Source organism: Acidovorax sp. A79 (genome assembly GCF_041154505.1).
Classification (GTDB): domain Bacteria; phylum Pseudomonadota; class Gammaproteobacteria; order Burkholderiales; family Burkholderiaceae_C; genus Acidovorax.
In genome coordinates this window covers 2,862,244-2,874,155 of sequence record NZ_AP028672.1, presented here as the reverse complement: position 1 = coordinate 2,874,155, position 11,912 = coordinate 2,862,244, and the positions used below count along the sequence as shown (strand labels likewise).

Sequence of the window (11,912 nt, the reverse complement as noted above, 5' to 3'; positions counted from 1 at the left end):
GACGTGGGCCCTCCGTGCAGCAGGCTCAGGTCATGGGGGTATCACGGATCGAGATGGCAGCGCGTGGCAGGTTCAAGCGGGCGCGCCCTCGCCACCGATCCATGTCGTTCCGAACCACTGGCCGGTGGCCACGAGTTGGCGCACGCAGTCGGCCACCACCACGCGCGTGGCCAGCGCGGCGGGCGAGAGCTCTTCGTCCGGCAGGCTGCACAGCAGGTTGACGCGGCGCGCGGGCGCGTCGGTCAGGCGCGCGCACTGGAAGCGCAGGGCGGCATCCGGGTAGCGGCCCATGGCGGCCCAGGGCTGCACGGTGGAGCCCAGGCCCGCGTCCACGGCGGCCATCACCATGGCGAGCGAGTCCACCTCCAGCACCACGTGCGGCGCCACGCGGTCGCGCGCGAAGGCGGTGTCCAGCGTGCTGCGCAGGCCGTGCGGGCCGGTGGGCAGGATCAGGGGTTCATGGACCAGTTCGGCCACCGTCAGGGTCTCGGGCAGCTGCCGGCCGCCGGGGTTGCCGGGGCCGCTGCGCGCGCAGATGAGGAACAGGTCTTCCTCGAGCAAAGGCGCCATCTCCCAGCGGCGCGCGCCGCTGGCCTGGCGCGCCTGGTGCAGGCGGGTGTCGAACAGCACGGCCAGGTCCAGCTCGCGCGCGTTGAGCATGGCCGTGAGGTGGCCCGACATGCTCTCGACCATGTGCAGCCGCACGTCGGGGTAGCGCGCGCGCATGGCCTGCATCAGCGGCAGGCCCAGCACGCTCGACGTGGTGGGCGCCAGGCCCACGGTGACGGTGCCCGACAGCCGCGCCTGCTGCGCGGCGCGCACGGCCTGGTCGGCATGGCGCAGGGTGAGCTGCGCCTCGCGGAAGAAGGCCAGCCCCGCCTCGGTGGGCGCCACGCCGCGCGGCGTGCGGTGCAGCAGGCGCGTGGCCAGCTCGCCCTCCAGCCGGGTGATCTGCTGGCTCAGCGCGGACTGCACCACGTCCAGGTCCAGCGCGGCGCGGCTCATGGAGCCGCGCTCCACCACGCGCACGAAGTAGCGCAGTTGTCTCAGTTCCATCGGGGTCCTCGGGGCCGCGGCCATCACGGCGCGTGATGGGGCGGATGTTCGCACATTCCGCCGCGACCGGGGTTTTGGTCGAAATAGGCCTGTAGCGCTTTATCCATAGGCGCTGACAGCTACTGTTTTGATAGTATCTGGCGCCCGGCCGCTCACACCCCGCCCGGCAGCAGCGCCGCCAGCGCCTCGCGCATCCAGCGCGCGATGAGCTGCTGGCGCTCGCGCGGCATGCGGTCCACGGTGGATGCCACGCTGATCGCGGCCACGGGCTCGCCGGCCGCGTTGCGCACGGCCATGCCGGCGGCCAGCACGCCCTGGGTGGCGTGGTTGCCCACCACCGACCAGCCGCGCTCGCGCGTGGCGCGCACCAGGATGGCCAGGCGCTCGGGCGTCATGCCGCCGTAGCGCGGCAGCGCCTGCGCGTTGGCGGCGATGGCGGCCTGCATCTCGGCATCGGGCAATGCGGCCAGCAGCGCCAGGCCCGCCGCGCCCACGCCCAGCGGCTGGCGCGTGCCCACCTGGATCACGAGGATCTGCACCGGGTGCGTGCCCACGTGGCGGGCGATGCAGTGCGAAGTGGGCCCCTCGCGCACGATGGCGAAGGCCGCATCGCCGCAGGCGCGGCTCACGCGCTCCAGCACTGGCGCCAGGCGCATGGCCATGTTGGGCTGGCCCGCGGGCTCGGCCATGGCCGCAAGGCGCGGGCCCGCCACGTAGCGAAAGCGCCCGCGCTGCGCCACATAGCCGCTCTCCAGCAGCGTGGCCAGCAGGCGGTAGACGGTGGCGCGCTCCAGCCCCGCCGCGCGGCACAGGTCGACCACGCGCGCGCCGTCGCGACCCTGGGCCAGCACGGCGTCCAGCACCTGCAGGCCCCGGCGCAGCGTGCGGCTGCCGGGGTCGTCGGGGGCTTCGGGCGGGGATGGAACGTCCGGCAGGCGGACGTTTCGATTCGCAGGTCGGGAGGGCATGGGAAAGAATTTGTCCGTCGATGCAACCAGCGCGCAGTGTGCCGCAGAGCCACGCCGCCGGGGCGCCCAGACGGATTTTCAGACACACCAGGAGACAAGACATGACCTCGCATACCACTCCCTCTGCCACGCCCTACACGGCTCCGCGCCGGCGCCTGCTGGCCCTGGCCGCCGCCATCGCCTGCACCGCCGCCCTGCCCCTGCAGGCCCAGACCGCCAGCGCCACGGGCTGGCCCGCCAAGCCCGTGAAGCTCGTCGTGGGCTATGCGGCTGGCGGCGCCACCGATGTGATCGCGCGCCTGGTGGCCGCCAGGCTCGGCGACCAGCTCGGCCAGCCCGTGGTGGTGGACAACCGCGCGGGCGCCAACAGCAACGTGGGCGCCGAGGCCGTGGCGCGCGCGCCGGCCGACGGCTACACACTGTACGTCTACACCATCGCCAACACCATCAACGCCACGCTGTACCCCAAGCTCGGCTACGACCCGGTCAAGGACTTCGAGCCCATCGGCATGATCGCCAGGATTCCGAACATCCTGGTGGTCAACCCCAAGCTGCCCGTCAAGAACCTGGCCGACTACGTGCGCTACGCCAAGGAGTCCAAGGACGGCATCACCTTCGCGTCCTCGGGCAGCGGCTCGTCCATCCACCTCTCGGGCGAGATGTTCAAGATGCAGTCCAGGCTCAAGATGCTGCACGTGCCTTACCGGGGCAGCGCGCCTGCCGTCACCGACTTGCTGGGCGGCCAGGTGGATTCGATGTTCGACAACACGCCCTCGGCGCTGCCGCATGTGCAGGCGGGCAAGCTGCGCGCCATTGCCATCACCAGCGCCCAGCGCTCGCCCTTGCTGCCGGATGTGCCCACGCTGGCCGAGTCGGGCTATGCGGGCTTCGACGTGCAGTCGTGGTTTGGCCTGGCCGCACCGGCGGGCACGCCGCGCGCCGTGGTCGAGCAGGTCAATGCGGCCCTGAACAAGGTGCTGGCCCAGCCCGAGGTGCGCAACCGCCTGCAGGAGCTGGCCGCCACGCCCGATGGGGGCACGCCCGACAAGATGCGCAGCTTTGCCGCCGCCGAGATCAAGCGTTGGCGCGAGGTCGTCAAGGAATCGGGCGCATCGGCCGAGTAATACGCAACCTCCCGCAACCTCCCCTGCCGCCCCTATGTTCCCCATCGACTTCTTCTGGCGCGCCGCCCAGCGCTGGCCCGACCGCATCGCCATCGACGCGCCCGAGGGCGCCATCCGCTACGACGCGCTGGCCGCCCGCGTGGCAGCGCTGGCGGCGGGCTTCACCGCCATCGACCCCACACCCCAAAGCCGCGTGGGCATCTGCGCGGGCAACAGCGCCGACCACATCGCTGCGCTGCTGGCGGTGCTGGCCTGCGGCAAGGTCTGGGTGCCGCTCAACCCCAAGAGCACCCGACCCGAAATCCGCCGCATCATCGACGCGACCGAGCCCTCCATCCTGGTGCTCGACACGGCCTGTGCCGATCTGGTCGAAGGGGCACCCGGTGCCCGCGTGCCGACCGCAGGGCTTGCCGACCTGGCCGCCGTGCATGCGGGCGCGCAGCGCCCGGTGATCGACTTGCCGGACGACGCCACCCAGGCCATCAAGTTCACGGGCGGCACCACGGGCGCGCCCAAGGGCGTCATGCAGCCCTACCGCGCGTGGATGGCCAACATCACCAACCAGATCCACGCCTGGCGCTTCGACGAGCACGAGCGCTACATCGTGGCCGCGCCCATCACGCACGGCACCTCCACCTACCTGCTGCCCATCCTGGCGCAGGGCGGCTGCCACGTGGTGCTGGCCGGCGCGGGCGCCGAGGCGGTGCGCACGGCCTTCCGCGAGCGCGGCGGCACGGTGTGCTTCATGCCGCCCACGCTGGTCTACATGCTGATGGCGCTGCCCGGCGTATCGCGCGCGGACTTTCCGCGCTTGCGCCGGCTCATCTACGGCGGTGCGCCCATGCCGCCCGAGAAGATCCGCCAGGTGCGCGACTTCTTCGGCCCCGTGCTGGGCACCACCTACGGCCAGACCGAGGCGCCGCAGATCCTCACCGTGATGCAGCCCGGGGACTTCGAGGACCCGGCCAACTGGGCGGCCGTGGGCCGCACCACCTGGTTCAGCGACGTGGCCATCATGGCGCCCGACGGCCGCCTGCTGCCCACGGGCGAGGTGGGCGAGGTGGTGGCGCGTGGCGACCTGCTGATGACCGGCTACTGGCGCCTGCCCGAGAAGACCGCCGAGACCCTGGTGGACGGCTGGCTGCACACGGGCGACCGCGGGCTCATCGACGAACGCGGTTATCTCTACCTCAAGGACCGGCTCAAGGACATGGTGATCACCGGCGGCTTCAACGTCTACCCCGTGGACGTGGAGAACGCGCTGGGCCAGCACCCGGCCGTGCACGAATGCGCCGTGTTCGGCCTGCCCGACGACAAGTGGGGCGAGACCGTGCAGGCCGCCGTGCAGCTGCGCCCCGGCGTGCAGGCCACGGAAGCCGAGCTGATCGCCTTCGTGCGCGAACGCCTGGGCCCGGTGCAGACGCCCAAGCACATCCATTTCCACGAGAGCCTGCCCCGTTCGCCCGTGGGCAAGGTGCTCAAGTCCGCCGTGCGCGATGCGGCATTGGCCGCCACGGCCTGAAGGAACCATTCACATGACCTCCACCACTTCCAAGACCCCCGTCACCCGCCTGTGCACCCACACCCTCACCAGCCTGCATTACCGCGATGCAAACCTGGTCGAGGACTTGATGGGGAAGAAGACCTTCACCGAGGTGATGCTCATGCAGATCCTGGGCCGCGCGCCGCGCGGCGTGGACCTGCGCATCACCGACGTGGTGCTCATCGTGCTCATGGAGCACGGCCTCACGCCCAGTGCGATCGCCACGCGGCTGATCTACATGAGCGCGCCCGAGAACCTGCAGGGCGCCGTGAGCGCGGGCCTGCTGGCCGTGGGCAGCTCCTTCGTGGGCACCATGGAGAACTGCTCCAGTCTGCTCGACCGCATCGCGGCGGCTGAGGACCCCGAAGCCGAAGCGCTGGCCATTGCACGCCACTACAAGGGCCTGAAATCCCCCGTGCCCGGCTTTGGCCACCACCTGCACAAGCCCGTGGACCCACGCGCCTACAAGCTGCTGGAGATGGGCCGCGCCGAGGCCGAACTGCAGGGCGACAAGATCCGCGCGCTGGAGATGCTGTCCAGCGCCGTCGATGAGGTCGCAGGCCGCGCCATCACCATCAACGCCACGGGCGCGGTGGCGGCGCTGCTCGGCGAGATCGGCGTGCCCACGGCGGTGATGCGCGGCTTTGCCGTGATCTCGCGCGCGGCCGGGCTGGTGGCGCACATCGTGGAGGAGCAGAACAGCCCGTCGGGCCGCTTCATCTGGGACACGGTGGAGCATGTGATCCCCTTCGTCGGCGGCGCGGGCCAGGGCGGCCCGGCGTGAGCGCCGTACCGCATCCCCCCGCCCTGCCGCTGGACCTGTCGGGCCGTGTGGTCTTCGTGGCCGGGGGCGGGTCAGCCGGACCGGGCTGGAGCATTGGCCGCGCTGCCTGCGTGACCTACGCCCGCCTGGGCGCCAGCGTCTGCGTGGCCGACCGCGATGCGGCCTCCGCTGAAGAGACCACGGCGTTGATCCATGCCGAGAGCGGCACCGCCGCCACCTTCGTGGGCGATGTGGCCGAGGCGGCGGAGGTGAAGCGCCTGTTCGCCGAGGCGCGCGAACGCTTCGGCGGCGCCATCGACGTGCTGCACCACAACGTGGGCATCGGCAAGACCGGCGGCCCGCTGGAGACCAGCGCCGAGGACTTCGACCGCATCCACGGCGTGAACGTGAACAGCCTGCTGCTGGCCTGCCAGCAGGTGCTGCCCGGCATGGTGGAGCGCGGGCGGGGTTCCATCATTGCGATCTCGTCCATCGCGGGCATGCGCTACCTGGGCTACCCGCACCTGGCGTATGGCGTCACCAAGGCGGCGGTCACCCACTTCACGCGTCTGGTGGCGCAGCAGTACGCGGGCCAGGGCGTGCGCGCCAACACCGTGGTGCCGGGGCTCATCGACACGCCGCGCATCGCGACCACGGTGGCGAAGATGTTCTCGGACGCCAGCCTCGACGAGGCCCGCGCCGCGCGCGCCCGCCAGGTGCCCATGGGCCGCATGGGCACCGCCTGGGACGTGGCGCATGCCTGCGCCTTCCTGGCCAGCGATGCGGCGGCCTATGTGACCGGCACCGAACTGGTGGTGGACGGCGGCATCACGGGCAAGTTCGTGTAGTTCCGCCCAGCCCTGTCCCCGGCCGCCGGATGGCCTGCCGGGGGACAGGGCGTTCCTGGCGCCCGCGCGTGCCCTGCCGCTACAAAAAATACAATCGGTGCGATGACAGCATCCCCCAAGCAGCGCGTCGTCGTCGGCCTCTCCGGCGGCGTGGACTCCGCCGTGACCGCCCACCTGCTCAAACAGCAGGGCCATGAGGTGGTCGGCATCTTCATGAAGAACTGGGAAGACGACGACGACAGCGAGTTCTGCTCGTCCAACATCGACTTCGTGGACGCGGCCGCCGTGGCCGACGTGATCGGCATCGAGATCGAGCACGTCAACTTCGCGGCCGACTACAAGGACCGCGTGTTCGCCGAGTTCCTGCGCGAGTACCAGGCCGGCCGCACGCCCAACCCCGACGTGCTGTGCAACGCCGAGATCAAGTTCAAGGCCTTCCTGGACCACGCCATGCGCCTGGGCGCCGAGAAGATCGCCACGGGACATTACGCGCGGGTGCGCCAGAACCCGGCCTCGGGCCTGTTCGAGCTGCTCAAGGGGCTCGACCCGTCCAAGGACCAGAGCTACTTCCTGCACCGCCTGAACCAGGCGCAGTTGTCCAAGACCCTGTTCCCTGTGGGCGAGCTGCACAAGACCGAGGTGCGCCGCATCGCCGAGGAGATCGGGCTGCCCAACGCCAGGAAGAAGGACTCCACCGGCATCTGCTTCATCGGCGAGCGGCCGTTCCGCGAGTTCCTGAACCGCTACATCAGCCACGCACCGGGCCCCATCCAGGACGACCGGGGGCGCACCATCGGCAAGCATGTGGGCTTGAGCTTCTACACGCTGGGCCAGCGCCAGGGGCTGGGCATTGGCGGCATCAAGGAAAAAGGCGTGCAGCGCGGCGGCGGCGATCACGCGCCCTGGTTTGTCGCCCGCAAGGATCTCGCCACGAACACGCTGCGCGTGGTGCAAGGGCATGACCATCCCTGGCTCCTGTCCCACGCCCTGCAGGCCCAGGATGCCAGCTGGACGTCGGGCCACCCACCGGTTCCCGGCCACTACGGCGCCAAGACCCGCTATCGGCAGCAGGACGCCGCCTGCTCGGTCGTCAGCGCGGCGGGCACGGATTTCCAGCTGCGGTTTTCCCAGGCGCAATGGGCGGTCACGCCCGGCCAGAGCGCGGTCCTGTACGACGGGGAGGTGTGCCTGGGTGGCGGGGTCATCGGGTCGGCTACAGACTGAAACACTCGGGATTTTTCCAGCGCAGCCCAGGTGGCGGCGGGTCGCAAATGCGGGCTTTTCAATTGTCACTGACTATCGAATGAAAAATTCAATAGCAATTGATGCGAGATATGTGGTGTGGCACCCACAACCCTCTACGTAGATACCGCCAGTTGAACTAAGTTGACCTTCTGTTCGCTGCGGCAAGTGCCATTTCGGCGGGCAGGGCTCCTAAAATTCCTGCAAACGCTGTTTGAAACCACATGTATCAACCGATGCATATGGTAAACCCTTAGTCCACCCCGCCGAGGGCCATCACCGGCCCGATGCTTGCTCGCGTGCGCGCCATGTCCTCCATCGTTTCCATGCCCTCCAGTCCCGAGATCGCCGAACACCTGGCCCAGCAGCAGTGCACGGTCCAGTGGAGGGGGTTCTTTCAGGCCCTGGCGTCGGAGTTTGCCGCCGCACTCGCGCCGGAAGACCTGCGCGCGCTGATGTTCCGGGTGGGGGCACGGTTCGCGGCGGAGCATCCCCTGCCGGCGTGCGCCACCCTGCAGGAGCTGGAGCAGGCCATGTCGGCCGTGTGGACCCGCATCGACTGGGGCTGGGTCCGCCTGGTGCAGGACGTGGCGCAACTGGACATCCACCACAGCCTGTCGCCCGTATCCGCTGCGTTCGGGCCCGACCACGCACCATGGTCGGGTGGTTTCCTGGAGGGCGTCTATCAGGGCTGGTTCGAACTGGCCGGCGCTGGCCAGCTCAAGGTGGTGCAGCGCGCGCCCGCGGATGCCTGGGGGTGCGTGCACCTCCAGCTGGCACGCTGAGCCCTGCGGATTTCGGATTTCTACGTTTCGGCATTGACGGTGACCCATGAAGCATTCAGACGACATCGTGAACCTCTTTCAGCAGTTCGGCGCCAAGGCGGACCCCTACCATGAGCTGGCCCGCCAGCAGGAGCACAAGCTCTCCAGGGAGCGCTGGCCGCTGGTGTCGGCCGTCCGCGACGCCGTCGCCGATGACGTTCCTTCCGTAGACCGCCGCGCCGGCGTCCCCGGTGCCCCGACGCCCCAGACGGCCTTCGCGCCCGCGCCGGCTTCGGCACGGCCCGCCCCCGCGGGCTGGGCGCAACCCGCCGCGCGGCCTGCGGCCGAGGTTCCTCCGCCCGTGGTGGCGCCCACATCCATGCCGGCGGACCGCGTGCCACCCTCGGCCGCGCTGGCCGCCCGTTCGCCCCTGGCCGGCCTGGCCGGCCTGCGCACCGCGGCGGCCCCTTCCCCTTCCGATGCGGCGGCGGTGCAACCCGGTTCGCTGCCCGCCGATCTGCCGTCGGTGTTTGCGCGCCTGGCGGGCGCGGGCGACACCCCGGCCCGGCCCGCAGCGGCCTGGCAGCCTCGCAAGGGCCACCCATGAAAGTGATTGCCATCGTTTCTGCCAAGGGCGGCGTGGGCAAGACGACACTGACCGCGAACCTGGCCACCGCGCTGGAGCGCCAGGGCGTGGCGACCTTGCTGGTGGTGGACATGGACCCCCAGAATGCGCTGGGCCTGCACTTCGGGGCCGATCCCCGCTCCCTCGCGGGCGTGTCCCGGGCCAGCCTGGCGGGCGAAGGCTGGGCCTCCGTCTGCGTGGAAAGCCCCTCGGGGGTGCATGTGCTGCCCTATGGGGTGGTGAACGAGGCCGACCGCGTGGCCTTCGAGCGGCATCTGGATGCGCATCCGCACTGGCTGGCACAGCAGCTGGAGAGCCTGGAACTGCCGCAGGACGCGGTCGTGCTGATCGACACGCCGCCCGGCCCCTCCGTCTACATGCAGCAGGCGCTGGCGGCGGCCCAGGTGGTCGTCGTGGTCAGCCTGCCCGACGCGGCATCGTATGCCTCGCTCGCCCTGATGCAGCGCCTGGTGCACACGTACTGCACGCCGCGCCCCGACTTTTCCGAAACGCTCTATGTGCTCAACCAGGCCGACGGCGCGCGCCAGCTGTCCAAGGACATCACGCGCGTCATGCAGGACAACCTGGGCGAGCGGCTGGTGGGCGTGATCCACGAGGACCAGGCCGTGCGCGAAGCGCTGGCCTACGACCAGAGCGTGCTGGAGTACGACGCACAGGGCCAGGCGGCCGATGACCTGCGCGCCTGCGCGCGCGTCCTGGCGCAGCGCCTGCGCCTGCCGCTGGCGGGGGCCGCGCGATGAGCGTCGACCAGCGTCCCCGGGCCGACGAAGTCGCCGACGCCGACTCCCACAGCCCCCAGGCCCGCTGGCGCACCGTGGTGCATGCCATCACGGGGTGGAACCTGTGGCAGCACCCCGTGGTGCGTGTCGCGGCGGTGGTGTTCAGCGCCCTCCTGATGGGGCTGGTCATCAGCGTGCCGCTCGACCTCCAGGGCCAGATCCTCTTTTCCGTGGGCTCGTTCGGTGCCGCCCTGCTGCTGAGCAAGACGCCCGGCCGCCTGTCCACGCTGGCCATGATCGTGCTGTCGATCTCGGCGTCGTCGCGCTACATCTACTGGCGCTTCACGGACACCATCGGGTTCACCAACCTGCTGGATGCGGCTTTCGGGTACGGCCTCGTGCTGGCGGAGCTGTATGCGTTCGCGGTGCTGCTCATCGGCTACTTCCAGACGGCGTGGCCGCTGCAACGTCGCCCGGTTCCCATGCCCCAGGACATCAGCACCTGGCCCAGCGTGGACGTGTTCATCCCCTCGTACAACGAGCCGCTCGAAGTGGTGCGCCAGACCGTGTTCTCGGCCATGAGTCTGGACTGGCCGGCCGACCGGCTCCACGTGTACGTGCTCGACGACGGCCGCCGCCCCGAGTTCCGCGAATTCTGCGAAGAGCTGGGCGTGGGCTACCTGATCCGCGACAACAACCACCATGCCAAGGCCGGCAACATCAACGCGGCGCTGAAGGTCACGCACTCCGAGTACATCGCCATCTTCGACTGCGACCACATTCCCACGCGCTCGTTCCTGCAGATCTGCATGGGCTGGTTCTTCAAGGACACCAACCTGGTGATGCTGCAGACGCCGCACGTGTTCTTCTCGCCGGACCCGTTCGAGCGCAACCTGGACACGTTCCACCGCATGCCCAACGAGGGCGAACTGTTCTACGGCATCGTGCAGGACGGCAATGACCTGTGGAACGCCTCGTTCTTCTGCGGTTCCTGCGCCATCATCCGCCGCAAGGAACTGCTGGAAGTGGGCGGCATCGCGGTGGAAACCGTGACCGAGGACGCGCACACCGCGCTCAAGCTCAGCCGCCTGGGCTACAACACGGCCTACCTCGAGGTGCCCCAGGCCGCGGGCCTGGCCACCGAGAGCCTGTCCGGCCACGTGGGCCAGCGCATCCGCTGGGCACGCGGCATGGCGCAGATCGCGCGCACCGACAATCCGCTGTTCGGCAAGGGCCTCAAGTTCGGGCAGCGCCTGTGCTACCTGAACGCGATGCTGCACTTCTTCTACGGCCTGCCGCGCCTGGTTTTCCTGACGGCGCCGCTGGCCTACCTGTTCTTCGGCGCGCATGTGTTCCAGGCCACCGCGCTGATGATCACCGCCTACGCGTTGCCCCACCTGGCCCACGCCAGCGTGACCAACTCCCGCATCCAGGGGCGCTTTCGCCATTCGTTCTGGAACGAGGTGTACGAGTCGGTGCTGGCCTGGTACATCATGCGCCCGGTGCTGGTGGCGTTCATCAACCCCAAGCTGGGCAAGTTCAACGTGACGGCCAAGGGCGGGGTGATCGAGAAGGCCTATTTCGACTGGACCATCGCACGGCCCTACGTGGTGCTGCTCCTCATCAATCTCGTCGGGTTCGCGGTGGGAATCTGGAAGCTGTTCTCGTCGGCGGGCGATGAAACCACGACGCTGGTCATCAACATGGTCTGGACCACCTACAACGTCATCCTGCTGGGCGCCAGCGTCGCGGTGGCCAGCGAGACCCGCCAGATCCGGGGCACGCCGCGCGTGGCCGCCTCCCTGCCCGCCGTGATCCGCTTCGACAACGGGCGCACGCTGGTGTGCAAGACCGAAGACTTTTCCCAGCACGGGCTGGGCCTGTCCGTGCCCCCGGACAGCGACATTCCCATGGGCAGCCGCCTTTCGGTGTCGCTGTTCCGGTCGGACGAAGAAGGTGTCTTTCCCGCGGTCGTCACGTTCAGCGGCAAGGGCCGCCTGGGCGTGAAGTTCGACAACCTCAGCCTGCACCAGCAGGCCGAGCTGGCGTCGCTGACCTTCGCGCGGGCCGATGCGTGGATCACCAGCTGGGGCACCGGCCAGCGCGACAAGCCACTGCGCTCGCTCCGAAGCGTGATCGTGATCGGGCTGCGCGGCATGGGGCAGCTGACCGTCTCGGCCGTCAAGTCCCTGAAACCCCGCTGAGAACACCGACACGTTCCAAGCCTTTCCCTGTTTCC

At 69.6% G+C, this 11,912-nt stretch carries 11 protein-coding genes; 9 read left to right on the top strand and 2 right to left on the bottom strand.

Annotated features, from left to right (window positions below):
* Positions 1-72: 72 nt before the first annotated feature.
* Both ACAM51_RS13170 and ACAM51_RS13165 read right to left on the bottom strand, forming a co-directional pair.
* The gene (locus ACAM51_RS13170) at positions 73-1,056 is read right to left on the bottom strand and encodes a LysR substrate-binding domain-containing protein (protein WP_218297080.1); all 984 of its coding nucleotides are present in this window, start codon (positions 1,054-1,056) and stop codon (positions 73-75) included.
* Between the two features lie 152 nt (positions 1,057-1,208).
* Positions 1,209-2,024, bottom strand: a complete 816-nt coding sequence (locus ACAM51_RS13165; RefSeq protein ID WP_369640873.1) for an IclR family transcriptional regulator — start codon at positions 2,022-2,024, stop codon at positions 1,209-1,211.
* Between the two features lie 101 nt (positions 2,025-2,125).
* On the opposite strand from ACAM51_RS13165, the gene ACAM51_RS13160 reads away from it, so the two are divergent.
* From ACAM51_RS13160 to bcsA, 9 genes are all read left to right on the top strand, one after another.
* On the top strand, positions 2,126-3,148 hold the full coding sequence (locus ACAM51_RS13160) for a tripartite tricarboxylate transporter substrate binding protein (RefSeq protein ID WP_369640872.1): 1,023 nt from the start codon (positions 2,126-2,128) through the stop codon (positions 3,146-3,148).
* 34 nt (positions 3,149-3,182) lie between these two features.
* Complete coding sequence (locus tag ACAM51_RS13155; protein ID WP_369640871.1) at positions 3,183-4,670, top strand: class I adenylate-forming enzyme family protein; 1,488 nt, start codon at positions 3,183-3,185, stop codon at positions 4,668-4,670.
* Between the two features lie 13 nt (positions 4,671-4,683).
* Positions 4,684-5,475 carry a citryl-CoA lyase gene (locus ACAM51_RS13150; protein WP_369640870.1) on the top strand — a complete coding sequence of 264 codons (792 nt, stop codon included), beginning with the start codon at positions 4,684-4,686 and terminating at the stop codon, positions 5,473-5,475.
* Positions 5,472-6,302 carry an SDR family NAD(P)-dependent oxidoreductase gene (locus tag ACAM51_RS13145; protein WP_369640869.1) on the top strand — a complete coding sequence of 277 codons (831 nt, stop codon included), beginning with the start codon at positions 5,472-5,474 and terminating at the stop codon, positions 6,300-6,302. Before ACAM51_RS13150 ends, ACAM51_RS13145 begins: the two co-directional genes overlap by 4 nt.
* A 102-nt stretch (positions 6,303-6,404) precedes the next feature.
* Positions 6,405-7,526: a tRNA 2-thiouridine(34) synthase MnmA gene (gene mnmA, locus ACAM51_RS13140; RefSeq protein WP_369640868.1), complete on the top strand. Its 1,122-nt coding sequence runs from the start codon at positions 6,405-6,407 to the stop codon at positions 7,524-7,526.
* A gap of 326 nt (positions 7,527-7,852) precedes the next feature.
* Positions 7,853-8,329, top strand: coding sequence for a cellulose biosynthesis protein BcsD (gene bcsD / locus ACAM51_RS13135; RefSeq protein WP_255590973.1), 477 nt, complete (start codon positions 7,853-7,855; stop codon positions 8,327-8,329).
* Positions 8,330-8,375: 46 nt separating this feature from the next.
* Positions 8,376-8,915 (top strand): cellulose biosynthesis protein BcsP, encoded by a 540-nt coding sequence (gene bcsP, locus ACAM51_RS13130; protein WP_369640867.1) that lies wholly within the window; start codon positions 8,376-8,378, stop codon positions 8,913-8,915.
* Positions 8,912-9,694 carry a cellulose biosynthesis protein BcsQ gene (gene bcsQ / locus ACAM51_RS13125; protein WP_218297088.1) on the top strand — a complete coding sequence of 261 codons (783 nt, stop codon included), beginning with the start codon at positions 8,912-8,914 and terminating at the stop codon, positions 9,692-9,694. Before bcsP ends, bcsQ begins: the two co-directional genes overlap by 4 nt.
* On the top strand, positions 9,691-11,877 hold the full coding sequence (gene bcsA / locus ACAM51_RS13120; protein ID WP_218297089.1) for a UDP-forming cellulose synthase catalytic subunit: 2,187 nt from the start codon (positions 9,691-9,693) through the stop codon (positions 11,875-11,877). The genes bcsQ and bcsA overlap by 4 nt, the downstream gene beginning before the upstream one ends.
* Positions 11,878-11,912: the final 35 nt, after the last annotated feature.

What these genes read in the sequence shown, in the direction of transcription:
- ACAM51_RS13165 (WP_369640873.1), bottom strand. Translation starts at nt 2,024, where the DNA reads ATGCCCTCCCGACCTGCGAATCGAAACGTCCGCCTGCCGGACGTTCCA.
- ACAM51_RS13155 (WP_369640871.1), top strand. Translation starts at nt 3,183, where the DNA reads ATGTTCCCCATCGACTTCTTCTGGCGCGCCGCCCAGCGCTGGCCCGAC.
- mnmA (WP_369640868.1), top strand. Translation starts at nt 6,405, where the DNA reads ATGACAGCATCCCCCAAGCAGCGCGTCGTCGTCGGCCTCTCCGGCGGC.
- ACAM51_RS13150 (WP_369640870.1), top strand. Translation starts at nt 4,684, where the DNA reads ATGACCTCCACCACTTCCAAGACCCCCGTCACCCGCCTGTGCACCCAC.
- ACAM51_RS13160 (WP_369640872.1), top strand. Translation starts at nt 2,126, where the DNA reads ATGACCTCGCATACCACTCCCTCTGCCACGCCCTACACGGCTCCGCGC.
- bcsD (WP_255590973.1), top strand. Translation starts at nt 7,853, where the DNA reads ATGTCCTCCATCGTTTCCATGCCCTCCAGTCCCGAGATCGCCGAACAC.
- bcsA (WP_218297089.1), top strand. Translation starts at nt 9,691, where the DNA reads ATGAGCGTCGACCAGCGTCCCCGGGCCGACGAAGTCGCCGACGCCGAC.
- ACAM51_RS13170 (WP_218297080.1), bottom strand. Translation starts at nt 1,056, where the DNA reads ATGGAACTGAGACAACTGCGCTACTTCGTGCGCGTGGTGGAGCGCGGC.
- bcsP (WP_369640867.1), top strand. Translation starts at nt 8,376, where the DNA reads ATGAAGCATTCAGACGACATCGTGAACCTCTTTCAGCAGTTCGGCGCC.
- bcsQ (WP_218297088.1), top strand. Translation starts at nt 8,912, where the DNA reads ATGAAAGTGATTGCCATCGTTTCTGCCAAGGGCGGCGTGGGCAAGACG.